25 protein-coding genes are annotated in these 24,724 nt (G+C 40.7%); 14 read left to right on the top strand and 11 right to left on the bottom strand.

The window, feature by feature from the left end; translation table 11 throughout:
* Positions 1 to 206 precede the first annotated feature (206 nt).
* The 4 genes from mbcS to NKR21_RS14655 all read left to right on the top strand — a co-directional run bounded on the left by mbcS (position 207) and on the right by NKR21_RS14655 (position 3,733).
* Positions 207 to 1,787, top strand: coding sequence for an acyl-CoA synthetase MbcS (gene mbcS, locus NKR21_RS14670; RefSeq protein WP_119125230.1), 1,581 nt, complete (start codon positions 207 to 209; stop codon positions 1,785 to 1,787).
* A 130-nt stretch (positions 1,788 to 1,917) separates the two neighbouring features.
* Positions 1,918 to 2,532 carry a LysE/ArgO family amino acid transporter gene (locus NKR21_RS14665; protein WP_119125229.1) on the top strand — a complete coding sequence of 205 codons (615 nt, stop codon included), beginning with the start codon at positions 1,918 to 1,920 and terminating at the stop codon, positions 2,530 to 2,532.
* Positions 2,533 to 2,787: 255 nt separating this feature from the next.
* On the top strand, positions 2,788 to 3,540 hold the full coding sequence (locus tag NKR21_RS14660) for a hypothetical protein (protein WP_144455536.1): 753 nt from the start codon (positions 2,788 to 2,790) through the stop codon (positions 3,538 to 3,540).
* A 16-nt stretch (positions 3,541 to 3,556) separates the two neighbouring features.
* The gene (locus NKR21_RS14655) at positions 3,557 to 3,733 is read left to right on the top strand and encodes a hypothetical protein (RefSeq protein WP_186299618.1); all 177 of its coding nucleotides are present in this window, start codon (positions 3,557 to 3,559) and stop codon (positions 3,731 to 3,733) included.
* A gap of 33 nt (positions 3,734 to 3,766) precedes the next feature.
* Here NKR21_RS14655 and NKR21_RS14650 read toward each other — a convergent pair whose 3' ends face one another.
* Positions 3,767 to 4,213, bottom strand: coding sequence for a MarR family winged helix-turn-helix transcriptional regulator (locus NKR21_RS14650; protein WP_144455538.1), 447 nt, complete (start codon positions 4,211 to 4,213; stop codon positions 3,767 to 3,769).
* Positions 4,214 to 4,330: 117 nt separating this feature from the next.
* Here NKR21_RS14650 and NKR21_RS14645 point away from each other — a divergent pair, with 117 nt between their 5' ends.
* The gene (locus NKR21_RS14645; protein WP_012010892.1) at positions 4,331 to 4,918 is read left to right on the top strand and encodes an NAD(P)H-dependent oxidoreductase; all 588 of its coding nucleotides are present in this window, start codon (positions 4,331 to 4,333) and stop codon (positions 4,916 to 4,918) included.
* A gap of 103 nt (positions 4,919 to 5,021) precedes the next feature.
* On the top strand, positions 5,022 to 6,374 hold the full coding sequence (locus NKR21_RS14640; protein ID WP_144455540.1) for an amidohydrolase family protein: 1,353 nt from the start codon (positions 5,022 to 5,024) through the stop codon (positions 6,372 to 6,374).
* Between the two features lie 39 nt (positions 6,375 to 6,413).
* Here NKR21_RS14640 and NKR21_RS14635 read toward each other — a convergent pair whose 3' ends face one another.
* From NKR21_RS14635 to NKR21_RS14590, 10 genes are all read right to left on the bottom strand, one after another.
* Complete coding sequence (locus NKR21_RS14635) at positions 6,414 to 8,351, bottom strand: ABC transporter permease (RefSeq protein WP_144455542.1); 1,938 nt, start codon at positions 8,349 to 8,351, stop codon at positions 6,414 to 6,416.
* Positions 8,341 to 9,102, bottom strand: a complete 762-nt coding sequence (locus NKR21_RS14630; protein ID WP_012010889.1) for an ABC transporter ATP-binding protein — start codon at positions 9,100 to 9,102, stop codon at positions 8,341 to 8,343. Before NKR21_RS14630 ends, NKR21_RS14635 begins: the two co-directional genes overlap by 11 nt.
* 105 nt (positions 9,103 to 9,207) lie before the next feature.
* On the bottom strand, positions 9,208 to 10,212 hold the full coding sequence (locus NKR21_RS14625; RefSeq protein WP_012010888.1) for a sensor histidine kinase: 1,005 nt from the start codon (positions 10,210 to 10,212) through the stop codon (positions 9,208 to 9,210).
* A complete protein-coding gene (locus NKR21_RS14620; RefSeq protein ID WP_148660152.1) occupies positions 10,212 to 10,901 on the bottom strand; it encodes a response regulator transcription factor in 690 nt (229 codons plus the stop codon). Before NKR21_RS14620 ends, NKR21_RS14625 begins: the two co-directional genes overlap by 1 nt.
* 110 nt (positions 10,902 to 11,011) lie before the next feature.
* Complete coding sequence (locus tag NKR21_RS14615) at positions 11,012 to 11,932, bottom strand: iron-hydroxamate ABC transporter substrate-binding protein (RefSeq protein ID WP_012010886.1); 921 nt, start codon at positions 11,930 to 11,932, stop codon at positions 11,012 to 11,014.
* 200 nt (positions 11,933 to 12,132) lie between these two features.
* Entirely contained in the window at positions 12,133 to 12,732 is a 600-nt protein-coding gene (locus tag NKR21_RS14610) for a response regulator transcription factor (protein ID WP_012010885.1), read from the bottom strand.
* Positions 12,729 to 13,865 (bottom strand): sensor histidine kinase, encoded by a 1,137-nt coding sequence (locus NKR21_RS14605; RefSeq protein WP_012010884.1) that lies wholly within the window; start codon positions 13,863 to 13,865, stop codon positions 12,729 to 12,731. Before NKR21_RS14605 ends, NKR21_RS14610 begins: the two co-directional genes overlap by 4 nt.
* Before the next feature lie 116 nt (positions 13,866 to 13,981).
* On the bottom strand, positions 13,982 to 15,037 hold the full coding sequence (gene desA, locus NKR21_RS14600) for a Delta(5) desaturase DesA (protein WP_012010883.1): 1,056 nt from the start codon (positions 15,035 to 15,037) through the stop codon (positions 13,982 to 13,984).
* A gap of 187 nt (positions 15,038 to 15,224) precedes the next feature.
* On the bottom strand, positions 15,225 to 16,667 hold the full coding sequence (locus NKR21_RS14595; protein WP_144455544.1) for a DEAD/DEAH box helicase: 1,443 nt from the start codon (positions 16,665 to 16,667) through the stop codon (positions 15,225 to 15,227).
* 251 nt (positions 16,668 to 16,918) lie between these two features.
* Positions 16,919 to 17,722, bottom strand: coding sequence for an NAD kinase (locus tag NKR21_RS14590; RefSeq protein ID WP_144455546.1), 804 nt, complete (start codon positions 17,720 to 17,722; stop codon positions 16,919 to 16,921).
* Positions 17,723 to 18,167: 445 nt separating this feature from the next.
* Here NKR21_RS14590 and sppA point away from each other — a divergent pair, with 445 nt between their 5' ends.
* The 8 genes from sppA (at position 18,168) to NKR21_RS14550 (ending at position 24,691) form a co-directional block, all read left to right on the top strand.
* Complete coding sequence (gene sppA, locus NKR21_RS14585) at positions 18,168 to 19,169, top strand: signal peptide peptidase SppA (RefSeq protein ID WP_144455548.1); 1,002 nt, start codon at positions 18,168 to 18,170, stop codon at positions 19,167 to 19,169.
* Between the two features lie 14 nt (positions 19,170 to 19,183).
* The gene (locus NKR21_RS14580; RefSeq protein ID WP_012010880.1) at positions 19,184 to 19,705 is read left to right on the top strand and encodes an RDD family protein; all 522 of its coding nucleotides are present in this window, start codon (positions 19,184 to 19,186) and stop codon (positions 19,703 to 19,705) included.
* Positions 19,706 to 19,803: 98 nt separating this feature from the next.
* The gene (locus tag NKR21_RS14575) at positions 19,804 to 20,511 is read left to right on the top strand and encodes a DUF2953 domain-containing protein (RefSeq protein ID WP_088004247.1); all 708 of its coding nucleotides are present in this window, start codon (positions 19,804 to 19,806) and stop codon (positions 20,509 to 20,511) included.
* A 14-nt stretch (positions 20,512 to 20,525) separates the two neighbouring features.
* Complete coding sequence (gene ytfJ / locus NKR21_RS14570) at positions 20,526 to 20,978, top strand: GerW family sporulation protein (protein WP_003216488.1); 453 nt, start codon at positions 20,526 to 20,528, stop codon at positions 20,976 to 20,978.
* 112 nt (positions 20,979 to 21,090) lie between these two features.
* Positions 21,091 to 21,591 (top strand): thiol peroxidase, encoded by a 501-nt coding sequence (gene tpx / locus NKR21_RS14565; RefSeq protein ID WP_012010878.1) that lies wholly within the window; start codon positions 21,091 to 21,093, stop codon positions 21,589 to 21,591.
* Positions 21,592 to 21,680: 89 nt separating this feature from the next.
* On the top strand, positions 21,681 to 22,655 hold the full coding sequence (locus tag NKR21_RS14560; protein WP_012010877.1) for a class I SAM-dependent methyltransferase: 975 nt from the start codon (positions 21,681 to 21,683) through the stop codon (positions 22,653 to 22,655).
* A gap of 229 nt (positions 22,656 to 22,884) precedes the next feature.
* Complete coding sequence (locus NKR21_RS14555; protein ID WP_003216471.1) at positions 22,885 to 24,069, top strand: acetate kinase; 1,185 nt, start codon at positions 22,885 to 22,887, stop codon at positions 24,067 to 24,069.
* Between the two features lie 106 nt (positions 24,070 to 24,175).
* The gene (locus NKR21_RS14550; RefSeq protein ID WP_088004243.1) at positions 24,176 to 24,691 is read left to right on the top strand and encodes a MogA/MoaB family molybdenum cofactor biosynthesis protein; all 516 of its coding nucleotides are present in this window, start codon (positions 24,176 to 24,178) and stop codon (positions 24,689 to 24,691) included.
* Positions 24,692 to 24,724 lie beyond the last annotated feature (33 nt).

Raw genomic sequence — 24,724 nt, 5'->3', positions numbered from 1 at the left:
ATGGCTTAGGAGCGGGATCATTCCCGCTCTTTTCTTTTTGTACATAAAAATAGTTTGAATATTTACAAAAAAGAAGACGAATTGAAAAAATTATGGCATAATACTAGGAGTAGGTCCTAATTCAAGCATTTTTCAGTTATGAGTGTTAGAATGGGTAAATTGAAACATGTTTCGTTTCATAGAAAGAGGCTAAAAGGAGCTGTATCATGAAAAGAGAAGACTTAATTGCACCAGAACAATATAACTTAGTCAGTGAGATTGAAGCGTTCAGTCATGACAAGAAGAAAATGGCCCTGCACTGGCAGGATGGAAATGGCCACGAAGCACATGTGACATATGCAGCTTTAGTGGAAGAAGCAAATAAAATTGGTCATGTATTATTAAATGCAGGCTTTAAAAAAGGCGATAAAATCATTGTGATGGTGCCGCGCATGCTAGAGGCATACAGCATTTATTTAGCGATCTTGAAAACAGGAATGGTCGTCATTCCTTGTTCAGAAATGCTGCGTGCAAAAGATTTAGATTACCGAATTGAACATGCAGAAGCAAAGGGAGCGATCGTTTACTCTTCATTCATTCAATCGTTCGACGGAACCCAAAAACCAAACGATTTTAAAACATTCTCAATCGGTGAGAACGATCATGGTTGGACAAACATTCTCGCGCAAAAAGAAGAGCAATCAAGCGAGCTGCAAATGGCTCCAACAACACGTACTGATATGGCGTTCTTATCCTATACATCTGGTACAACAGGCAATCCCAAAGGGGTTGTTCATACACATGGCTGGGCATATGCACATTTACGCACGGCTGCCAAAGCATGGCTTTCCATTAATGAAGGGGATAAAGTATGGGCGACAGCAGGACCAGGGTGGCAAAAATGGGTGTGGAGCCCTCTCTTATCAGTGTTAGGAAGCGGGGCAGAAGGTTTTGTATACGGAGGGAAGTTCAATCCAAATACATACTTAGAACTGCTTCAAAAAAATGAAATCAATGTCCTATGCTGTACGCCGACAGAATACAGATTTATGGCGAAAGTAGATGACTTAAGTCAGTACGAGCTTCCAAAGCTACATAGTGCCGTGTCTGCGGGAGAGCCGCTCAACCGTGAAGTCATTGATACATTCAAAAAGCATTTTGATATAGAAGTACGAGACGGCTATGGCCAAACAGAAAGCACACTGCTCGTTGGGGTGCTAAAAGGAATGGATATCAAGCCTGGGAGTATGGGAAAACCAACACCTGGCAACGAAGTCGAGATCATTGATGAGGACGGCAGCGTATGCGCTCATGGAGAAGTTGGTGACATTGCGGTTCATCTCGAAACGCCGGCTTTATTTAAGGAATACTACAAAGATGAAGAGCGTACGAAGGCGCAGCGCCGCGGGAATTACTTTATTACCGGTGACCGTGCGAAAAAAGATGAAGATGGCTACTTCTGGTTTGAAAGCCGCAGAGATGATATCATCGTCAGCTCAGGCTATACCATTGGGCCGTTTGAAGTAGAAGATGCGCTGATTAAACACCCAGCAGTGAAAGAATGTGCGGTTGTGGCGAGTCCAGATGAAATCAGAGGATCCATCGTGAAGGCATATGTTGTCCTACGTGATGAATCAGCACAAAGTGATGAGCTGATCAAAGAGCTGCAAACACATGTGAAAAACACAACAGCACCTTACAAATACCCAAGAGAAATTGAATTCATTGACGAACTGCCAAAAACACCGTCAGCGAAAATCCGTCGCGTCGAGCTGAGAGAAAGAGAGCTTGCACGAAAAGGATCTTGATGAATAAACGAAAAGCGTTTGGATGAAAGCATCCAGCGCTTTTTTTATGGATCATCAATTCTGCTGGAAAAGATCATGATGTTTTATGTTAAAATGTGTTGGAATTGCTTGAAAAGGAGAATATTAGAAGATGTTCATTGCCATCGTTCATGGAATTGTGCTTGCCTTTGGCCTCATTTTACCATTGGGCGCACAAAATGTATTTGTATTTCAGCAAGGAGCACTTCAGCCGCGATTATATCAGGCTTTACCTGTCGTTATCACTGCTGCTCTTTGTGACACACTTTTAATTGCGTTAGCTGTCATTGGGGTTTCTGTTGTGGTGTTCACCATTCCGATGCTGCAAATGTGTCTTTACCTCATTGGATTTTGTTTTTTAGTATATATGGGATGGTCCGTGTGGAACACAAACTCATCAACAGGTGCTAAAGAGAAGCAGGAATTCATGCCTGAGAGAAAACAAATTCTTTTTGCCTGTTCAGTTTCACTTTTAAATCCCCACGCCATTCTCGATACCATTGGCGTGATTGGCACAAATTCGCTTCAATATAACGGGGCAGAAAAATGGGCGTTTACCCTCGCTTGTATCATCGTGTCCTGGTTATGGTTTATTGGGCTCGCTCTTTTAGGGAAGATGCTAGGGAAGTTAGATACAAACGGGAAGTGGATGAACCGTATCAATAAAGCTTCAGCAGTCATGATTTGGCTTGTCGCGTTATACATTGGGTATCAATTGATTGTATAAAAGTACATAAGAGAAAAAAGAGAGAAGCGTTTGGGCTTAAAAGTCCTGCGCTTTTTTGTGTATTGAAAAGGCTATTTAGCTAGTGTCAGTATGATCTCAATAGGAAGATCACACATTCAATTGCCTAGAGGAAATGATAAGTCATAGGATATATGCTACATTATCTCTAGTTAATTTATTGGTAAAAAAAGTCTATTACATTATTTTCCTTAAGAAGTTATAATTTTGATTAAGTTTACTAAAGGAGGTTAAATGATGAAGATAAGAAAAATATTTTGTGTGTTATTATTCATATCACTTTTATTCGGACAATACCCTGTAGGAAAGGCAGTTACCATAAAGGAGAACGAGCCCTTTAAAAAGATACAAAATGATAAAGTAGTAGAAAAACGCATTAAAAAGGCAAAAAGAAGCTCTCAATTTTTACAGGCAAAAGAATTAGTCGAAAAGCAAGGTTATCTATTAAATGGAGAAAGTGCAGTAGTTCATTTGAACGCTGCTAAAACGGATGTTGTTTATTTTTATCTGAAAAAGAAGGAGACAGATCATCAGCTATTAAATAATGTTTCCTTCATTGCCGTTTCACTAGGTCAAATAAAAGCCCACTATATTCAACTTGCAGAATACGATGAGAAAGGGAATTTGAACTCATATTTCTTTCAAAATGGAAAAATGAAAAATAAGTTCCATATCAACCAAAAAGGGGAGTTTTTAAAAGGATCTTTTACCTATGGTGAAAATGATGCAAAGCAAGATATGATGGAATTAAATAAGAAAATTTTCCAGATGGATGAATCGGAAATTCAAACGAGTTTTAATTGGAACAAGTTTTGGAATTGCTTAAAAAAGAAAAGCGGCCCGAATGAATCTCTTCCGCTGCGTTCAATGGTTCTAGGAGCTTGTTATTATATTTGTTTTACGGGACCCGCTAGCTGTATAGCATGTGCAGTGATTAATGGAGGGATATCTGCAGGATTAGCCGGTTATTGTGTAAAAAAAGTTTGGTGAATGGGGGGTTTTTAGAATGGCTCATAAAGAACAGCGCAAGGGAGTAGTTCTTGCAATTTTTGATACGTTGACATTTGGTATACCAGTGTTGCTATGGAATTTATATAAGAATACAAGCACCACATTGAAATTCATGATCCCGATCATTCCCATTATTGGTCTCATTACGTATCTTTTAGCATCTCTTGATTAATAAAATAAAATATCCTTTGCATGAGCGATACGCTCATGCTTTTTTAGGTTCTTTTTTGAAAATCGTTTGATTTAAAAGGCGGAGAGCTTGAATGATATCATCCATTTGTTCTATATCGGAGGAAGATAGGCTGTCTAATAGCACCCCTTCGATATGCTGGAAAGCTTCATTCATACAAGCACGGCCTTTGTCAGACAGCTTAATGACATGTTTTCGTTTGTCATCACGGTCTTCTTCTCTATCAATGAATTGTTTCTCGTGCAGTTTTTTCAGTTCTCTACTGACATTCGGAAGAGACATGTGCTGACAGTCGGCAATTTCACTTGGCGTAAGCGGCTCGCTGACAGCTAGTTGCTCTAGTATTAAGTATTGTAAGGTTGTTAGGTTAGCTGGTTTGACTTTGCTCATCAGGGCGTGCTTCAGCTCTGAAAAAGTAGAAGCGAATGCGACGAATTCCTTGAAGAAATGGGGATGTTTCATGTTTATCACCTCCTACGTAACATACCAAAATTATTATCAAAAAACAATTATCATTTGACAACTATTTAATGGGGGTATATCATTTTGTTATCAATTGATAACAAAAGGAGATCATACATGAATGTACTCATTATTTATACTCACCCCCATCACAATAGTTTAAATGGTGCTTTTTTAAAAGAAATCATGAAAGGCACTGAAGAGAATCCACTAGTTCATGAAGTGAAAATCATTGATTTATACAAAGAAGAATTTGATCCTGTGCTGGTTTTTAATCAAGAGAAAAAAAGACGTGACATGCATAAGGACCCTGACATTCGGGTGTATCAGGAGAAGATCAAATGGGCGGACAAAATCGTGTTCGTATATCCTATTTGGTGGGGAAGACCTCCAGCCATGCTGCTTGGTTTTATTGATCGCATGTTTGCTGCGAATTTTGCTTATCGTCAAACAGGCGGGCTGCTTCCCGAAGGACTGTTAAAAGGAAAAAGTGCTGTTTGTGTATCGACGATGCAAGGGCCAACCAACTACCCTTTGTTCTTTTTGCAAAATGCACACAAGATGTTAATGAAACGAGCCCTCTTACAATATGTCGGAATCAAACCTGTGAAGTTCTTTGAGTTTGGCATGATGGAAAGCCCAAAAGGAAAACATGAGGTCAAATTAAAACGAATCTACAACTATTTTAGAAATATCAGCAAATAAACCAATTAGTGAGTCACTTTTCTTCTAATTTGATCCTTTTATGTTCTAAAATGACAGTGAGGGTGGGAGAACTCTTCCTCGTCATTTGAAAAGGGGGATATGGATGAAGAAAACATTGTTTAAAGACGCGGCGATTTTAACACTTGATCCAACTGTAGGTTTTTTAGAAAAAGGAGATTTATTAATTGAAGGGACACACATTTTAGAGGTCGGATCTTTCATTGAAGCAAATGAGGCTGACATTGTCGATGCGTCCGATATGGTGATCATGCCAGGGCTTGTGGATACACATCGCCATGTGTGGCAGTCAGTCATCAGAGGCATAGGCACAGATTGGTCTTTGCAGACATATTTGAGCAAAATCTATTATGGGAACTATGGTGCGATGAGACGCCCCTCTGATGATCGGATCGCGAATTATTTAGGGGCATTAGAGGCTTTAGATGCAGGAGTGACCACGTTTTTAGACTGGACGATGATCAATTCAATGGATCATACAGAAGAGCTCATCGGAGGATTAAAGGATGCTGGCATTCGAGCTGTTTTTGCTTTCGGTACCTCTGGAGATGCTGAGTATTGGGATAGGGAGAGCACGCTCACCAATATGGAGGATGCAGCACGCGTGAAAAAAGCACATTTTCAATCATCAGATCAGCTTTTGACAATGGGGCTTGCGATTCGTGGACCAGAATTTTCTTCATGGGAAACTTCAGTATTTGAAATTGAGACAGCCCGGTCGCTAGATGCTCTATGCAGTATGCATATTGGCTTTGGGAATTGGGGAGCGGAGGATCGTTCGATTGAGCGGCTTCACAAAGCAGGGTTACTTGGGCCTGACCTTAACATGGTGCATATCAATGCAATCGATGCAGATCAAATGAAGATGCTGGCAGACAGCGGAAGCTCCATATCCATTACACCTGAAATTGAAATGATGATGGGTCACGGTTATCCAGTGACAGGACTTGCGATTGAACAAGGTGTTCTTCCAACGCTTGGTGTAGACGTGGTCACGGTGACAGGCGGAGATTTATTTGCTCAAATGAAGTTCGGGCTTCAGGCAGAGCGCGCGCTCCAAAATCAATCATTGCTCATGGAGGGAATCATGCCGGGGCCTGACCTTGGAATTTCTGCTCAACAAATGCTTGAAGCTGCGACGATCAATGGGGCTCGTGCATTACAGCTTGATCATAAAATTGGCTCGCTCACACCTGGAAAAGAAGCTGATTTCATCCTAATCGACCGGACAAGCATGAATCTTCTGCCGATGACAGATCCGGCTGGAGCGGTTGTCCAAACGGCACACCCTTCAAATGTTGACTCTGTTTATGTGGCTGGAAAAGCAGTAAAACGAAACGGAAAGCTTGTCGATGTGAATCTAGAAGAGGTCAAACGGAAAGCTTATGCGGCAAGAGATCATATTCTATCGCACAAGTTTGAATCAACGCCATCATAAACAAACAATCCCCATAGGTAGCTGCCTATGGGGATGAGTTTACAAGGATTCTTTAATGACCTTTTTATAATATTGGACAGAAAGGAAGCCGAAGATAGAATATAACACTGTATAAATCGACATGACGATGAGCATTGGTGTCCACAGTTCACCGCCGAATAAAAACCAGCCTGACTGTACTGCAAAGTAGCTGTGAAGCAACCCGACAATGAGTGGAATCCCAAAGTTAAATAGCTGTTTGAGCCGAATACCTTTTAATAGATCCTTCTCAGTAAAACCAAGCTTACGCAAGATCGTGTAAGAGCTTTGTTCTTCTTCACTTTCATTCATCTGCTTGAAGTATAAAATACAGCCTGATGTGACAAGGAAGCTGAGACCTAAAAATCCGACGACAAACATCATCAGTCCTATTGTTTGCTTTTGCTGCTGAGCTGAAGCCAATTGAGACATGCTTTTGTCACCTAGTTTTAAAGAGGTAAACACATCATTCGCTTGTTCAAGGTTTTGATCATCTTTTATATTGACTGCGTGATATTGATTATGCTCAACCTGAAGTTTAGGATCTTTCTGCTGGTCAAGCTGTTCAAAGACACTTTCACTGACGACAGCAACAGGTAGACCACCAAACGTGAAGTTGTAAGAGATGAGATAATCTTTCTTCATATCAATGACCTTTAAGTCAAGGGGTTTCTTGATAAGTAGTTTCACATCACCTGAGTTTTGAATCGGCATGAATTTCTTCAATAAATCACTGTAGCCGCTTAAGATGACTTCGTTGCTTTTTACATGAATATTTGGTGCGTTTTTCTCACTGATCACAGGTAGAGTTAAGACACCTGGGTCATTATTCATATTTTTTATCTCTGAATCCATGATCTTCTTTGCGTCAAACTTCGCTTGAATGACTTTGAATTGTTTTGTTTCATACGCAATATGTTTGTCAGAAAGTGCACGAGTGAAGGTATTGACTTCTTTCTCTGATCCCATAACGAAATGTGATGGGATCTGTTGTTCAGCGGTTTTTTCTGCTGAGTAATAAGAAATGTAGCTTAAAGATAACAACCCGATAGCCAGTGCAGATACCGTTGTAATAATCGTTAAAAGCAGTGCGTTTGATTTTAACCGGAACATAATAGATGACAGAGACAGGACTTCATGAATGGCGAGATAGCCATTTTTTCTTTTACGTACGATATTGGCAATGAAGGAAACAGAGCCTTTATAGAAAAGAAAGGTACCGATAATGACAGAGCCAAGAATATAAATCATCGCTAAAAGTAATGCAAGCATGGACGTATATGAGCCGGTAAAAAGCTTAGAGGAAATATAATAGCCTGAACTAATCAAGACAATACCGAAAACCCCAATGATGATCTCAAACACAGAGATTTTTTTCACACGCTGCTCTGTGGATGACGTGGATCTAAACAAAGATAAAATCGTCTGTCTATTAATAAACCATCGATTTCTTAACATGATTAATCCATAGATGATGAAAAAGACGATCAGTGTCTGCAAAAGGGCCATGCCTGAAAAATGCAGGTTGGCGATGGCGTTCACGCCGGTTACTTTAAATAGCACCATCAGCATGAGTTTTGAACCGATAAAACCAGCTATGATACCAACAGCCATTGAGAACACGTATAGGATAAAGTTTTCTGCATTGAGCAGTTTGGCAATTTTTTGTTTCGTCATGCCAATGAGCTGGAGGAGACCTATTTCTCTCCCTCTTCGTTTAATAAAAATGCTGTTCGCATATAACAAGAAGATCCCAACAATGGCAATGAGTAGTACTGAAGCGGCTTTGATCGACGAACCGCCCTTAATGGACCCCTTTACATCATCAAGTGCTGGTGAGTACTGCAAGGTGACAAAAGAAAAGTAGAGCGCCACACTAAACACGAGAGCAAACACATACAAATAGTAATTCTTCAAATTTTTCTTCAAGTTACGAAGAATGAGCTGATTAATGTTCATGCTTCACACCACCTAAAACACCTTGCGTTTTCATAATATCCTCGAAAAACATCTTTCTTTCTAAAGCACCTTTATTCAGCTGAGTATAGATTTGGCCGTCCTTGATAAAAATGACACGTCTTGAATAGCTGGCTGCGACAGGGTCATGTGTCACCATGACAATGGTCGCTTTTCGTTTGCGATTGAAATCTTGTAGCTTATTGAGTAAATCAGAGGCAGATTTGGAATCAAGCGCTCCGGTAGGTTCATCCGCGAAAATAAGACTCGGTTCATGAATGAAGGCACGAACCGCTGATGTCCGTTGTTTTTGTCCACCAGAGAGCTCATTCGGATATTTGTCTCTTAGTTCATAAATGCCCATGTCCTCCGCAAGCTGTTGAAAACGTTCGAAAGCTTCTTTCTTTGGCGTTTTGGAGATGGACAATGGCAAGAGGATGTTCTCTTTGACCGTGAGTGTATCAAGTAAGTTATAATCCTGAAAAACAAAGCCAAGCTGCTTTTTTCTGAATTCTGCAAGCTGCTGATCCTTCATTTGTGTCATCTCAGCATCTGCGATACGAATGGATCCGCTAGACACATGATCAATAGAGGACAATACGTTCAGAAGGGTTGTTTTCCCTGAGCCTGATGGACCCATGATGCTGACGAATTCTCCAGCTTCAATCGTCAAGTCAATGCCACTCAGCACCTCTTGTTTGTTGAATTTATTGCCGTAGCTTTTATATATTTTGCGAGCTTCTAAAATGTTCATTTGTTGATCCCCTTTTCTATTTAATTGATATCTCTAGTATAAAAAGAAGCCCGCCGCACTTCCTTCGATTTGGCGAACAAAACAGACGAGCATGTGACATTGTTGTCACATGCTCGCAATATGCACAAAATCATTCTTTTTCGGAAAGATGAAGGTGAAGGTTGTGCCTTGATCTATCGTGGAGTTGACCTCGATCTTGATATGAAGAGCGTCTGCTCCTTTTTTCGTTAAATAAAGCCCCATTCCTGTTGAGGCGGTGTCATTGTGGTGTCTCGTTGAGGTAAAGCCTTTTTCAAAAATACGAGACAGATCTCTTGGGTCTATTCCTCTGCCTTGATCTGTGATCGTCAGCATCACTTGGTCATTGATGTGCTTGCTTTCAATGGCAATATCAGACGAATGACTATACTTGACTGCATTTGTGAGCACCTGTCTGATTATAAAGGATAACCATTTTGCATCACTTAATACGTGACGTTCTTCTAGCGTGAGTTCAAACCCGATTCCTTTTTGCATGCACCATGATTGGAGCGCTTTGATTTCCTTTGCTAGGATACTTTGCAGGTCCAGCTGTTCAATAAATAAATCATTTTCGATATGACGTATTCTGCTTCGGTGCAACTGGGCGTCGAGTAATAAATGGATTCTGAGCCATTCGTATGTCATATTCGATTTCAGTGGCTGCTCTGTTAAGCGGTCAATCATCAAGTGCATCGCTGTGAGAGGTGTTTTCACTTCATGTATCCATGAGAGCAATTCATCCTTCTCTTCTTCAAGGGCGATTTGTTGTTCTGCCGCCATCTTCCGGTAGCGGTCAATTTGCTCAGACGTCGCATCATGTACAAGCTGTTCAAATGGGGAAGATGGCGTGAGCCGCATTTGATGATCAATATGATCATCCCATTCTTTCAGACGCTCATAATACGCCGTTTCTTTACGGTATCGGAAAAAGAGAAAGACGATCATGAAAAACGTAGATAATAACACAATATAAAAAAGAGACGCCATTGGAATGGTCGTATCCAAAAAAGCAACAAACAGAATGAGGAGCTGCAAACTAAGAAAGAACAGAATCCAGCTTCTTCGTTCCTTTAAAAATGCTTGCAGCATCATTGATCATCCTTTTCTTTTGCAAGGTAGCCTTGGCCCACTTTTGTCTCAATGTAGGTGCCAAGAGAGATCTCATCTAGTTTTTTTCTAAGGCGATTGACGTTCACAGTAAGTGTATTGTCACTGACAAATCGTTCATCCTCCCACAGTGCTTGAATGAGCGATTCCCGGCTGACAATATGATTTTTATGTTGAATCAATTCCTTAAGAATAAACAGTTCATTTTTCGTTAATTCCACTTCACCGTGATCATTTGTAACGGTGTTTTTTTCTAGATCAATTGTAGCGCCGCACCATACCTTTAAGCTGGCAGGTTCTGCATTATAATCATGTACTCTGCGAAGAACGGCACTGACTTTGGCAATGAGCACGTCAAAGTGAAACGGCTTTTGTACAAAATCATCGGCGCCGAGCTGCATTGACATGACCATATCAGCAGGATGGTCACGAGAGGAGAGGAAGATGATCGGTACATTTGAATGATGCCGAATCATTCGGCACCAGTGAAAACCATCGTATTTTGGAAGCTGTATATCAATAATGACGAGATCAGGCTGAACAGAAGTGAATTCCTGCATCACCTGTTGAAAATCGTGAATCCCATAAACATCATAGGACCAGTTCACGAGACGTTCTTTGATTTCTTGGAAGAGGGTTGTATCGTCCTCAATCAGTAGAATTTTAAACAAAACCAGCACCACACTTTTTGTATTCGCTTGTATGTAATTGTAGCGGAAAAAAGGCGCTGCCGCTAGAAGCAGACAAGAAAAAAGCAAGGGAAGGGCTCCCTTGCTTTAGTTTATTTACCTAAAAAGTGCTTTTTAAAGAATGATAGTTGATATTCGAGTGTGAGTGGATCATTAAAATAGAATTCTTCTGCATTTGCCACATACACACGATGTTTTTTCACAGCTGGGATGGACTTGTAAATTTCACTGTTTTGATAGGAATTGTCCATTTCGCTGTTTTTACTAATGATCATATAGTCTCCAGCAAATTCAGGAATGACCTCCTGTGAAACGGCATAGTAGCCAGCTTTTAATGCCTTTTCTTTTACTTTTTCAGGCATTTTTAGTTTCATTGCTTGGTAAAGAATTTCTGTGCCGCGGCCCCATGCATCACCAAACACGTAAAGATCTTTTGTGCCGCTTTCAAAGACTGAAACCGTTGCATCTTTACCGATTTTGGCTTTAATTTCTTTTCCAGCTTCAGCAGCGCGTTCTTTAAAATCTTTTACCCATGCTTTGGCTTCTTTTTCTTTGTTTAATACTTTTCCAATTTCAATATGTTGCTGAAGGTAATCGACTTTGTTATACGTAAACAAGACAGTTGGTGCGATTTTTTTCAGTTTTTCTACATTTTTTGTATTGCTTAAGCCAATGATGACATCAGGCTTTAACTTCATGATTTTTTCGACATTGGCATCCGATACTTCTTCCACATTTTTTAGTTCCTTCTGGAAGCGAGGGTTCTTTTTTGACCAAGAGTCGACGCCGACCAGCTTCACACCAAGTGACATGACATTACCAGTGTAAGAGCCAAGTACAACGACACGTTTTGGATGGGCTGGCAGCTTCACAGGGCCATTTTCAGATTCATATGTAATCTTGTCTGATGATGTGGATTGATTTCCTTTATTTGAGGAAGAGCTGTTGCTATTGCCACATGCGCTCAATGCAAGTACAAAGATGAGCATCAGAGGGAACAATATTTTCTTCATGAATGTAGACTCCTTTGAAATCGGCACATTCGCCGGTATTTGATTGTATGAGTGATAATGATAATTATTATCACTTGAATATCATATCATAGAAGTGTAGTCTATTGTCAATTACATTTTGATCGTTGGTGATAAAAAATAGGAGGGGAAATTTTTAATAGAAAAAAAGATCAAGGCAGCATGTGTCCTGATCTTTTTTCTTATTTAAACCAGCCTTTTTCTTTTGAACGTGTAATGGCTTCAATGCGGTTTTTCACTTCTAGCTTATCTAAAATAATCGAAATGTAGTTTCGAACAGTGCCGCTTTTAATGCTGAGTTCTTTCGCAATTTCTTTTGTGTTTTTGCCGTCTGCGACGAGCTCAAGGACTGATTTCTCTCGTTCTGTTAAAGGATTTTCGTCACTATATAAGTCTTCCATTAATTCAGGGGCGTACACCTTTTTCCCTTTCATCACACTGCGAATGGCACTTGCCAGATCTTCACTTGGACTATCTTTCAGCATATAGCCGCTGACGCCAGCTTTAAGCGCCCTTTGGAAATAGCCAGAGCGGGCAAAGGTCGTTAAAATGATGATTTTTACATCAGTTCCTTTGAGCTCTTCCGCTGCATCAAGTCCCGTTTTTCCTGGCATTTCAATATCCATTAAGCAAATATCAACAGGGTGTTTTTCGGCAAAATCAATGGCGTCCTGACCGTTCGTACCTTTTCCAACAACCGTCATATCGTCTTCTAAATCAAGAAGTGAACCGAGTGCACCGAGCAGCATTTGCTGATCTTCTGCGATAAAGATGTTGATCATTTCATCCCCTCCTTGTCTTTTGCTGCTGAATCATTTGGAATGCTCATGATCAGCTTTGTCCCGTCCTTTGTCTCAATACGCAGGCGTCCATTTGCAAATTCCAATCTTTCTCTAATGCCTAAAAGACCGTGACCCTTCGTTTGAGAGGGGGGATAATCGCCTTTAAATGTTCCATCATCCTCGACAGTGATAATAGCTTCCTTTGATTTTTGATGAATCGTGATTTTGCAGATGGTCGCATCACTATGTTTGACGACATTTGTCACAGCCTCTTTGATGCACATGCTGACAATGTTTTCGTTAAGAAGAGAGATGTGTTTTGGCGCTTCCTTTTCATCATAGATCAATTCAATTCCGGCCGCTTCGAGAATTTGCTCAATGTTCGACATTTCATCCTTGATGCGTATGCCCTTCATAGAGGAAACAATCTTCCGCACTTCATTGAGAGATGTTCTGGCGGTCTGCTGGACGCTTTTCAGCTCAGCACGAGCCTGCTCAGGATCTTTATAGACGAGTTTGCGGGCAAGATCACTTTTTAAACCGATAAGAGAAAGCTTTTGTCCAAGGGTGTCATGCAGATCACGTGCGATGCGCTGCCTTTCTTCAAGCTTTACAAGATCGGCGATCCGTTCATTGGCATTTTCTAATTTCTCTTCAAGGCGTTCACGTTCTTTTCGGCTTCGAATGCTGAGAGGAAGGAGAATGGCACTAATAAGTGTGATCACAACAAAAGGAATTTGTGTGAGAAACCAGCCCTTTTTTAAAATCAAGCTAAAGTTCACGGCTACGGCGGCGCTCCCTAGATGAATATAGTATAAAATATAAAAAGGGACTTTTCTTTTAATGTGCCCATTGAAATAGGCGATGCAAAAAGCGAAATAAATGTAGCTGTAGAGCATCACATAGCCAGTCGAAATCGCAATCAATAAAAGACCGAAGACATATAAAGACCAGCCTTTTGCGACAAAGGCAAAACGATACACTCCGAAAAAAACCACGTTTAAAATAATGCCAATGACAATACCTAAAGTCGTAGGCGTCTTTAAGATAAAATAGAAGGGCAGGATGAAAAAAATGGCCCATATATAGGGAGAAATCCCATGCAATTTTTGAATTTTAAACTGTTTTTTCATCCGTGTGCCACCTTTTCCGTTTTCGTTCTTTTTCCTTACTTTATCAAATTCAACTTATGGTTGCATCCTGTAAATGACAACAAGCTCCTTCTAGTGAAAGAAAGAGCTTGCACCAATTATGCATTTTTCTTTAGAATGTCTCCTTTAATGACAGGTGCGGGCATCTTCTTAGATTGCCGTGCTTCTTTAAAGGTAACGAATGCTTTCGTGTCTTCATCCCAAAGTCTAAATTTCATTGATTCAATACTTGTTTTTAAAGTGATGGTTGGTACATTTTGAAGTGGCTCACTATGATCATGTGCATGCTCTAAGTGATAATTCGGCACCCTCGGACTTAAATGATGGACATGGTGATAACCGATATTGCCTGTTAACCATTGAAGAAGCTTTGGCAATTTGTAAAAAGAACTGCCTTCTACAGCTGCCTGCACATAATTCCAATGCTCATCTGCTTCAAAGTAAGAATCCTCAAACGTATGCTGTACATAAAACAGCCATACACCGATTGAACCTGAGATCAGGAAGATGGGACCTTGGACAAGCAGGAACTCCTGCCAGCCAAAAATAAGACACGTTGCAGCTGCTAGTGCAATGATGCTCACGTTTGTGAAATACGTGTTCCAGCGCTCTTTTTTACGAGCATTTTTGACGTTGAAACGGTTTTTTAAGAGAAAGACAAAGATCGGTCCTAAAATAAACATGACAAAAGGATTACGATAAAATCTGTAGCGGAATTTCGTCCAAGCTGATGCTTCTTGATATTCTTTGACTGTCAAAAGCCAAATGTCACCAGTACCTCGTTTGTCTAGATTACTGCTTGTGGCATGGTGAATTGAATGATCTCTTTGCCATTGAAGATAAGGGAAAAGGGTGAGTACGCCCGTTACAAATCCGAACAGGTGATTCAGCGGCTTCTGTTTAAAAAAGGATTGATGGCAGCAGTCGTGAAAAATAATAAAGACACGTACTAAAAAACCAGCTGCAATAACCGCAAAGAAGAGGGTTAAAAGATAGGAGATGTTCAGGCTATAATAGGCAAGAAACCAAAGCCCTAAAAATGGAATGAATGTATTAAAGAGTTGAATGATACTTTTTTTCGAATTAGCACCAGAGAATTGGCCAACTTGTTTTCTTAAAGTGGCTTGCTGCTGTGTGTTTGTTGAAGTCGTCATGAACGTTCAAGTCCTTTCCGTTTCTTTCTACTTCAAAGTATAGAAGGAAAGGTGTCCTGCTCATAGTAGCACCCATCATGTATTCAATATGACATTTGTCATGTTGGACGCAGAAAAGGCTGATGCTTCAAGCGTTGTAAGCTTATTTAATTTAAATAAAAAAGTAAAGGCGCTTAGCCTTCACTTTTTATGAACGTGCTTCATGAACTTTTAACTGCTTGCCTTTAATGGTTGTGTGGCGCATGGCGTTCAGCACAAGAGGGCCTTTGCCGTTAAGAATATCGACGTATGTTTTCGTATCTTGGATGGTAATAATTCCAATGTCATCAAAGGCAACGCCGTCTATTTTGGCAATGGTCCCAACGAAATCAACAGCCCGCAGCTTCTTTTTCTTCCCGCCGTTAAAATAAAGCTTCATTATATCTTTTTCAACGCCTGCCTGTTTATTTTCCTTTTGAATCGGCGTTTCAATCTTTTCTTCAAAGCGTTCGACATGCTGCTCTGCGTCTTCCTTTGTTGGGTATGGCTGCGTCTTGAAATCAATACCTGCTTCCTCTTTTAATTCATCAATCAGAGGCTTTGCATTTCTTGTCATAAATGCAATGGTTTTTCCGCTTTTTCCCGCTCTGCCTGTTCTTCCTGTTCTGTGAATATAGCGCTCTTTTTCATAGGGGAGATCATAATGAATCACATGTGTCATATCACTGACATCAATACCCCGGGCTGCTATATCGGTTGCAATTAAATAACGGAACTCACCGTTTTTGAATTCATCCATGACAGCGAAGCGGTCTTCCTGTCTCATGCCTCCATGAATTTTGTCACAGGGCACATCCCACTTATCAAGCTTCATTGTGAGTTCGTTCACTCGGTCCTGTGTATTACAGAAAATAATGCAGCTATCTGGATTTTCAATCACGATCGTACGCTGAAGAAGAGAGAATTTCGCTTCTTCTTCTGTTTCAATCACGGTGTGGGTGATTTGTGGAACAGACGTTTCTTCCCGTGCAATTTCAATTACTTTTGGTGATTGTAGAAACTGTTCACTTAATTTCTTCATCTCATCAGACATGGTCGCTGAAAACAGCATTGACATGCGCTTTGGCGGCAGATATTGAATAATAGAAGAGACTTGATCAATAAAGCCCATGTTCAGCATTTCATCCGCTTCATCTAACACGAAAAATTTAAGGTTTTCTAAGGAAAGAGTACCTTTCTCAAGGTGATCCAAGACTCGTCCTGGTGTTCCGCATACAATGTGGTTTTTTTGTGCAAGCTCTACTTTTTGGGCTTGAAAAGGGGCTTTTCCAAAAATAGCTGCGGCTTTGATTCGTTTCAATCGTCCAAGGCTTGTAAGGTCCTGTTTGACCTGCATGGCGAGTTCTCGCGTAGGAACGAGGATGAGGGCTTGAGGTTTGTTTTCAGCCCAATCAACCATTTCACAAATCGGCAGACCATAGGCTGCCGTCTTGCCACTACCAGTCTGAGATTTGACGATTAGATCCTGCTTTGAAAAAGCAACGGATAATGTCTCATGCTGAACAGGTGTAGGTGTATGGAAATGAAGTGCTTTTAGCGCTTGTTTTAATTCATCGCTTAATGGATATTGATCAAATTGTTGTAATGTCATCGTGTTCTCCTTTTCGTACATTCATACTTGTGACATCATACCATAATCATGACCATGAATGAAAAGACATGAAAAAAAGCCCCATAAAGGAGCTTTCAGCGTGTAGACAAACCCTCGCATTCGGTGTCAGATTTGCGCTCCGGTACTCACGAATGGCAAATTCGCTCCGTTCCGGTGCTCACTCTTCCTAGACTTCAAAGGTTTTCTATCACGCTGAAAAGAAAACAAAAGCCCCATAAAGGAGCTTTTGATTAAAGGAATCTGCGTTTGACTTTTTCCCAGTAGGAGTTGTCTTTTAATTTCACTGTTTTAATGACTTTTCCTGAAAGGCCAATGTCGATTTGTTTGACGTGTTTTGTGCCAAGCGCTTCGTTATCAAGCCCGATAATCGGATGGTCGTTTCCGTCTTGCACAACCTTCAGCGTTAGCTTGCGATCACTGCTTAAGATGAAAGGCGCCCCGAGTGTACGGTATGAGTTGTTGTTTAGCGATGCAAGCTCTGTAACTTGCATACATGGAAGCATCGGATCAACCACGGCACCGTTTACCGATTTATTGTAGGCTGTTGAGCCAGTCGGAGTAGAAATAATCATTCCGTCTCCTCTAAATGTTTCAAAGTGGAAATCATCTATATACACATCGATCACAAATGTTTTAATAATGCTTGAGCGGATCGACAGTTCATTTAAGCAATGGAACTGGTTGGTACTGTCAACGCTTACATCGATGATCGGGTATTTTCTCACTTCAATCTGTTCAGTGTTCATGGCATCAATCATTTTATCAAAATGTTCTAATGAAAAATCGCAGTATAGATGCGAATTCTCTGTTTTTGATACCCCTACATATAAGCAGTCATCCCGGAAGTTCGTTTTACGGACTGCTTGAAGAAATGTGCCATCTCCGCCAATTGAAGCAATAATATGGGCATCCTCTGCACGCTTGACGACTTGAAAGCCTTGATCGGTAGCGAGCTTCTCCAGAGAAGAAATGTGTCCATTCAATTCATGATCTTTTTTGTAAAAGAAAAATACATTGCGACGATTGTCTGTCATTGACGTTCTCCCCTTCGTTGTCAAAAGTAGATTTAGAGTAATAAAGGGCTTACATATGAAGCCTTGCTCACATTTTACACTTTTTTCATATGAAAGTAAAAACATTAGAAAAACCTTCATGATGGTGGCATTCATTTTTAGAAATGAGTCAATGTAAGGGATTTGAAAAGGGCAGAATTTGAGCATAATTGAATAGCTGTTTTCTCATGAAAGAGTGGTTTAGGTGTTTCGTTGTGGTGAAGCTCTAGCCTATTAGGTGCAGAGAGAGGAGAAAAAAGCCAATTTTTCGTCATGCGTATCACTTGGCAGACGATGTAAAGTTGATCGTGAATTAAGGGAGGTGCTATCATATGATGAAATGAAATGTAAAAAAACCACAATTCCTGTGAAACATTTCATGCAAATATTCGTATCAATGAAGAGAGACAAAAAGGAGGAGAAAAAGATGAATGCGAAAAGATGGGTAGCGTTAATCATTGCACTTGGAGTTTTCGGATTTTCAATTGTGATTAGTGTCACGACGGCTTTGTATGAAAGCTTCAATGACAATAAAATGAGCTATCAATTTGGGGATGAAATAGAAGAGAAGGTACTAGAGGATGGAAGCGGTGCTGGAAAAATTGCGGTTCTTGAGATTAATGGAACCATTCAAGATAATGGCGGTGCATCAAGTCTATTAGGCGGAGAAGGTTATGATCATCGTGCATTTCTGAAGGAACTAGAAAAAGTGAAAGATGATGCTTCAGTAAAAGGCGTACTGCTGCGCGTCAACTCTCCAGGCGGCGGTGTCTATGAAAGTGCAGAAATACATAAAAAATTAGAAGAAGTGAAAAAAGCGAAGAAGCCGATTTACGTTTCTATGGGCTCTATGGCAGCGTCTGGTGGCTACTATGTATCAACTCCAGCCAAGAAAATCTTTGCTTCACCTGAAACATTAACAGGATCTTTAGGTGTGATCATGCAAAGCTTGAACTATTCAAAGCTGGCAGATAATTTAGGGATTAAATACGAAACAATTAAAAGCGGAAAATTCAAAGACATCATGTCGCCAAATCGTGATATGACGAAAGATGAGCGCGACATCATGCAAAGCATGGTCAATAACTCGTATGAAGGATTTGTCAAAGTGATCTCTGAAGGGCGCGGCATGTCAAAACAAGATGTGAAGAAAATTGCGGACGGCCGGGTTTATGACGGAACACAGGCGAAATCGAACGGATTAGTCGATGAGCTTGGTTATTATGAAGATGCAATCAAAGCGATGAAGAAAAATGAAAAAGGGTTAAAAGGAGCGACAGTGATCAGCTATTCTCAAAGCTTTGGCTGGAACTCTCTCTTCAATATGAGCGCAAGCAAACTCTTTAAAAGTGAAATTGATTTTCTCAATCTAAAAGAAACACTGGCTGGCTCAAATGGGTCTAAACCGATGTATCTCTATTCAAAATAAAGGAGGGATCATAGATGGATTCTACATTCGATGAAGTAACCGAAAGCCGCAGCCAAGAAGAATCGAATCCGGCTCTTGCGAAACGTGCAGTGATTGAAGCACAGGCGTTTGCAGGCTTTTGGATTAGGTTTTGGGCGTTTATTCTTGATTGGCTCGTCGTCTGGGGTGTCAACCATTTGACGGTTTCTCCGATCTTTAGTCTGTTCGGCTGGTCCAAAGGAGGAGGATGGTTTTCTCCATTTTCCGTCACAACGACGATTGTGTTCCTGCTTTATTTCGCCATCATGACGAAAATTTTTCGACAAACACTTGGGAAAATGGTGTTTGGGATCAAAGTGGTCTCACTTCAACCTGAGAAGAAACTGGCATGGGATGTCATTTTCTTTAGAGAAATTGTGGGACGCTACATTAATACACTTTTTGTTCTCTATGCTATTGTTGGGTTCACACCGAAAAAGCAAGGGGTTCATGATTACTTTGCTGATACGGTGGTCGTCCATGAACACCTATATGAAAAAACAGAAGCAAACGTATAATCAGAAGAGTTTGGCCGGGTACCGGTCAAACTCTTTTTTTATGATTGGGTATAAAATCCAGAATGAGAGCCATAATCGTAGAGGAAGCATCATTTGTTATGGAGGAAGTGAGCATAGTGCTTTACGTTTGGATCGCAGCTTTTTTGTTCCTTGGGATCTTATTGATCTTCATGAAAGTGACCATTTCACTGGATTATTCACATGCAAATGACAATGACCACCTTGCGCTGAAGATCATCACCTTATATGGAATCATCAGACTCAAAAAAGACATTCCAATGGTGAGGGTCAATCCAGAAGATCAAACGATTGATATACGTGAAAAGAAGATGGCGAGCGCCCAGACCCCTAGTCACGAAAAAGAATCTATACATAAAAAAGTGGGAAAACGTGATATGAAGCAAATCCTTCATCAAATGGAGCGTATCACAAAAGAGATCGTCGATTTAAACCGGATCATGCGTAATTTCTTCATTCACATGAGAATTGTATCGTTTCATTGGTCAACATGGATCGGCTTTCATGACGCTGCTTTAACAGGTGTAGCAGCTGGCGGGGTATGGTCAGTCAAAGGAGCACTCCTTGCCTTTATGCAGGAGCATCTCACCTTTAAGCATAAACCGGTATATGAAGTCATTCCTGCCTTTCAGCACAATGTGTCACAGACCCAGTTTACATGTATAGCTTATTTTCGTATTGGACATGCTATGCTTGCAGCCATTCGTTTACTTGTCCATTGGTTAAAAGGAAGAAAGGCGAGAAAAAGTGCCTCTCTTCAAGCAACGAAGAATGAATCATCTGTTTAAGGAGGAACCCGAAAATGGCAGATCATCCAATCCAAGGTCTGATGAAGACAGCGATGGAAAACTTAAAAGAAATGATAGATGTGAATACAATCATCGGCGATCCAGTCGAAACCCCTGACGGCAGTGTCATCCTCACTGTATCGAAGGTTGGTTTTGGATTTGCAGCCGGCGGCAGTGAATTTAACGGGAACCAAAAGAAAGAAAAACGTTCTGATGATCAAGAACGAAAAGAACCGAGACTCCCATTTGGCGGGGGAAGCGGCGGAGGTGTGTCTATTACACCAATCGCTTTCTTAATTGTCGGAACAAACGGCGTTCGAATGCTTCATTTGGATGAACATACACATCTGCTTGATAAAATATTGGATTCTGCTCCTCAAGCAATTGAACGTCTTCAGCACATGTTTAAGAAAGATGAACGGGAGAACCGTCATAAAGAACGAAAACTAGATGACATAGACCTTTAAAAAGTTAGCTGCGCTGCAGTTAACTTTTTTTTCAAAAGCGACGATTAGGCTTTGCAGTTTTTTGCTTTCTCTACTATGATAGAACCATACATTTGATAAGGGAGGAATTGTTTTGGCATCGATCACATTTAAAGGGAGTTCTGTCACGCTTGTAGGAAATGAAGTAAAAGTAGGCGAGCAGGCTCCAGATTTCACGGTATTAACGAACTCACTAGGGGAAGTTTCACTTTCTGATTTAACAGGAAAAGTGACGATCATCTCAGTGATTCCTTCTATTGATACAGGTGTGTGTGACGCACAAACAAGACGTTTCAATGAAGAGGCAGCCGGTTTAGGTCCGGTCAATATCTATACAATTAGTGCAGACCTTCCATTTGCACAAGCACGCTGGTGTGGAGCAAACGGAATTGAAAATGTCGAAACATTATCTGATCACAGAGATATGTCATTTGGTGAAGCATTCGGTGTTTATATGGAAGAATTGCGTTTATTGGCGCGTGGAGTTTTCGTATTAGACCCTAATGGGAAAGTGGTTTACACTGAATACGTAAGCGAAGCAACGAATCACCCAAATTATGAAAAAGCCATTGAAGCTGCAAAATCACTGTTATAAAAGCAGCATCGACAAGAGCTCCGGCTTCATACTGGGGCTCTTTTCAATGAGAACATATAGCTTTTAACAAAGCGAGGAGAGAAAAGAAATTGCAGAAAGATCAAGTAAGTACGATTTTCGAGTTGCTCGATACAGCTTCTATTCGATTAAAAAAGGAACAAAGCATTTCCTATATTGAAGCATTGGCTGAAGCGGGAGAAGCCTTTTTCCAAGCAAATGATCGAGACGGTTTACTAAAGGATGTAATAGAGAAAGCAGATTTTGCCTCTTATGATCATGAGCAGATTCGTAAAGCGTTTCAGCTCGCCGTATTAAAAGGACAAAAGGATATTTCCCATCCAAATCGTCAGATGACCCCAGATACGATCGGGCTGTTTGTCAGTTATTTGGTAAATAAATTTTTAGAAGGTCAAAAAGAGCTAGTTGTCTTTGATCCAGCAGCAGGAACAGGGAACTTACTGCTTGCTGTCTTAAATAATCTGACTGCAGAAACAAAGCGCGGCTTTGCATCTGAAATTGATGATGTCCTCATCAAAATTGCATGGGCACAGGCGAACTTGGAAGAGAAGGAAGTCGAGCTTTTCCATCAAGACAGCCTTGAGCCGCTTTTAATCTCTCCAGTAGATGTCACTGTATGCAGTCTGCCAGTTGGATATTATCCAAATGATGAACGTGCAGCAGACTATGAATTAAAGGCAAAAGAAGGACATGCCTTTGCGCATTATTTATTTATTGAACAAAGCCTTCGTTATACAAAAGAAGGCGGCTTCTTATTCTTCATCATTCCAAACGATTTGTTTGAAGGAAAAGAAAGCGTGCAATTAAAGGATTTTATCAAAGATCAGGCATATATGAATGCATTGATTCAACTGCCAGTCTCCATGTTCAAGGACAAAAAGCACGCCAAAAGCTTGTTTGTGATGCAAAAGAAAAAGGAAGGGCTTGAGGCACCAAAACGGATGCTGTTTGCCAATCTGCCATCTTTCTCACAAAAAGAATCAATGGTGAGTGTAATGAGAAAATTAGATCAATGGTTTATAGAAGAAAAAGAAACGAAAGAATAGCCAGAGTGATGTCTGGCTTTTTTATTATTCAGAAAATAACGACTTATCGATGTAAGCGGTAACAGTTCAAAGGTGCACTTGAAATGCAAAGTTTTCAATGTTTAAATGAAAAAGTCAGATATTTTTCGGACTTATCGTTAAACTATAAAAGACCCGTCATACAGGTTGAATATAGCACCGGAAAAAACGTGAAACCTTATATAACAACTGAGTAAAAGGAGCGACAAGAATGTCTAAAATTATCGCAATCAACGCAGGAAGCTCATCTCTTAAATTCCAATTGTTCGACATGCCAGAAGAAACCGTTTTAACAAAAGGTCTTGTTGAAAGAATCGGAATGGACAACAGTATCTTCACGATTTCTGTAGATGGAGAAAAGAAAACAGAAGTCACAGATATTCCAGATCATGCAGTAGCGGTTAAAATGCTACTTGAAAAACTAATTGAATTTAACATCATCAAAGACTTTAATGAAATTGACGGTGTAGGACACCGTGTTGTTCACGGCGGAGAGAAGTTCAGCGACTCTGTTCTTTTAACTGATGAAGTCATCAATGACATTGATCAGCTTTCTGAGCTAGCACCACTGCACAACCCTGCAAACGTTGTAGGAATCAAAGCATTCAAACAAATTCTGCCTGACGTACCAGCGATTGCTGTGTTCGATACAGCCTTCCACCAAACAATGCCAGAGCAGTCTTACCTATACAGCCTTCCGTACGATTACTACAAAAACTTTGGTATTCGTAAATACGGATTCCACGGGACAAGCCATAAGTTCGTAACAGAGCGTGCTTCAGAGCTATTAGGCCGTCCTCTTGAAGAGCTTCGTCTGATTTCTTGTCACCTTGGAAATGGTGCGAGTATCGCAGCAGTTGAAGGCGGAAGATCAATCGATACGTCAATGGGCTTCACACCACTTGCGGGTGTTGCGATGGGTACACGTTCAGGTAACATTGACCCTGCTCTTATTCCATTTATTATGGAGAAAACAGGACATACAGCTGAAGAAGTACTTTCTACTTTGAATAAGAAGAGTGGTCTTTTAGGTGTGTCTGGTCTATCAAGTGATCTTCGTGATATCGAAGAAGCAACAGAAGAAGGAAACGACCGTGCAGAAGTAGCTCTTGATATTTTTGCAAGCCGTATTCATAAATACATCGGTTCTTATGCAGCGAGAATGAATGGCGTAGATGCGATCATCTTCACAGCTGGAATCGGTGAAAACAGTTCAGAAGTTAGAGCACGTGTACTTCGTGGTCTAGAATTCATGGGCGTTTACTGGGATCCTTCTCTTAACAACATGAGAGGCGAAGAAGCATTCATTAGCTATCCTCACTCTCCTGTAAAAGTGATCGTTATTCCAACGAACGAAGAAGTCATGATTGCAAGAGATGTTATGCGCTTAGCATAAATGAAAAGGAAGAAGCTCTTTTCCAATAAGGAAAAGAGCTTTTTTCTATTAAAAGCAGCATGCTATAATGTTGTCCAATACGAAGCAAAAGGGAGCGGTGCGAAAAATGGGTGTGACAGAACATAAACGTGAGGCGAAAGCGAGGCTTTATGTGAAAGTCATTACGGTCAGCGATACAAGAACGAAAGAAACAGATAAAAGCGGCCGTCTGATGATTGATTTGCTCAAAGAACAGGGACATCTCATTCTTGCATACGATATTGTAAAAGATGACATTGGAGCGATCCAAGACGCTGTACTAGAGGGAACAGGCGAACCAAAAATAGATGCCGTGTTGTTAAACGGGGGCACAGGGATTGCCGCAAGGGATGTCACCATTGAAGCGATTACCCCGCTTTTCTCGAAGGAACTGTCTGGCTTTGGCGAAATTTTCCGCATGCTGAGCTATACAGAAGACATTGGTTCAGCCGCTATCTTATCCCGCGCCGCGGCTGGGGTCGTCAATCAAAAAGCCGTCTTTGCCACACCAGGATCGACTGGGGCTGTTCGCTTAGCCATGACAAAACTCATCATTCCAGAGCTTCCTCACGTTTTACGAGAGCTTGAAAAAGATCAAAAATAGCCCAAAATGACTCTGCCAAGAAAATTTGGCAGA

The sequence above is a fragment of the Bacillus sp. 1735sda2 genome (genome assembly GCF_024159245.1).
GTDB classification, from domain to species: domain Bacteria; phylum Bacillota; class Bacilli; order Bacillales; family Bacillaceae; genus Bacillus; species Bacillus pumilus_O.
Note: the sequence above shows the minus strand (reverse complement) of the source record. Positions and strands in the feature narration are given on the sequence as shown.

Coding starts and splice junctions, on each gene's coding strand:
- mbcS (WP_119125230.1), top strand. CDS start 207: ATGAAAAGAGAAGACTTAATTGCACCAGAACAATATAACTTAGTCAGT.
- NKR21_RS14665 (WP_119125229.1), top strand. CDS start 1,918: ATGTTCATTGCCATCGTTCATGGAATTGTGCTTGCCTTTGGCCTCATT.
- NKR21_RS14660 (WP_144455536.1), top strand. CDS start 2,788: ATGAAGATAAGAAAAATATTTTGTGTGTTATTATTCATATCACTTTTA.
- NKR21_RS14655 (WP_186299618.1), top strand. CDS start 3,557: ATGGCTCATAAAGAACAGCGCAAGGGAGTAGTTCTTGCAATTTTTGAT.
- NKR21_RS14650 (WP_144455538.1), bottom strand. CDS start 4,213: ATGAAACATCCCCATTTCTTCAAGGAATTCGTCGCATTCGCTTCTACT.
- NKR21_RS14645 (WP_012010892.1), top strand. CDS start 4,331: ATGAATGTACTCATTATTTATACTCACCCCCATCACAATAGTTTAAAT.
- NKR21_RS14640 (WP_144455540.1), top strand. CDS start 5,022: ATGAAGAAAACATTGTTTAAAGACGCGGCGATTTTAACACTTGATCCA.
- NKR21_RS14635 (WP_144455542.1), bottom strand. CDS start 8,351: ATGAACATTAATCAGCTCATTCTTCGTAACTTGAAGAAAAATTTGAAG.
- NKR21_RS14630 (WP_012010889.1), bottom strand. CDS start 9,102: ATGAACATTTTAGAAGCTCGCAAAATATATAAAAGCTACGGCAATAAA.
- NKR21_RS14625 (WP_012010888.1), bottom strand. CDS start 10,212: ATGCTGCAAGCATTTTTAAAGGAACGAAGAAGCTGGATTCTGTTCTTT.
- NKR21_RS14615 (WP_012010886.1), bottom strand. CDS start 11,932: ATGAAGAAAATATTGTTCCCTCTGATGCTCATCTTTGTACTTGCATTG.
- NKR21_RS14610 (WP_012010885.1), bottom strand. CDS start 12,732: ATGATCAACATCTTTATCGCAGAAGATCAGCAAATGCTGCTCGGTGCA.
- NKR21_RS14605 (WP_012010884.1), bottom strand. CDS start 13,865: ATGAAAAAACAGTTTAAAATTCAAAAATTGCATGGGATTTCTCCCTAT.
- desA (WP_012010883.1), bottom strand. CDS start 15,037: ATGACGACTTCAACAAACACACAGCAGCAAGCCACTTTAAGAAAACAA.
- NKR21_RS14595 (WP_144455544.1), bottom strand. CDS start 16,667: ATGACATTACAACAATTTGATCAATATCCATTAAGCGATGAATTAAAA.
- NKR21_RS14590 (WP_144455546.1), bottom strand. CDS start 17,722: ATGACAGACAATCGTCGCAATGTATTTTTCTTTTACAAAAAAGATCAT.
- sppA (WP_144455548.1), top strand. CDS start 18,168: ATGAATGCGAAAAGATGGGTAGCGTTAATCATTGCACTTGGAGTTTTC.
- NKR21_RS14580 (WP_012010880.1), top strand. CDS start 19,184: ATGGATTCTACATTCGATGAAGTAACCGAAAGCCGCAGCCAAGAAGAA.
- NKR21_RS14575 (WP_088004247.1), top strand. CDS start 19,804: ATGGAGGAAGTGAGCATAGTGCTTTACGTTTGGATCGCAGCTTTTTTG.
- ytfJ (WP_003216488.1), top strand. CDS start 20,526: ATGGCAGATCATCCAATCCAAGGTCTGATGAAGACAGCGATGGAAAAC.
- NKR21_RS14555 (WP_003216471.1), top strand. CDS start 22,885: ATGTCTAAAATTATCGCAATCAACGCAGGAAGCTCATCTCTTAAATTC.
- NKR21_RS14550 (WP_088004243.1), top strand. CDS start 24,176: ATGGGTGTGACAGAACATAAACGTGAGGCGAAAGCGAGGCTTTATGTG.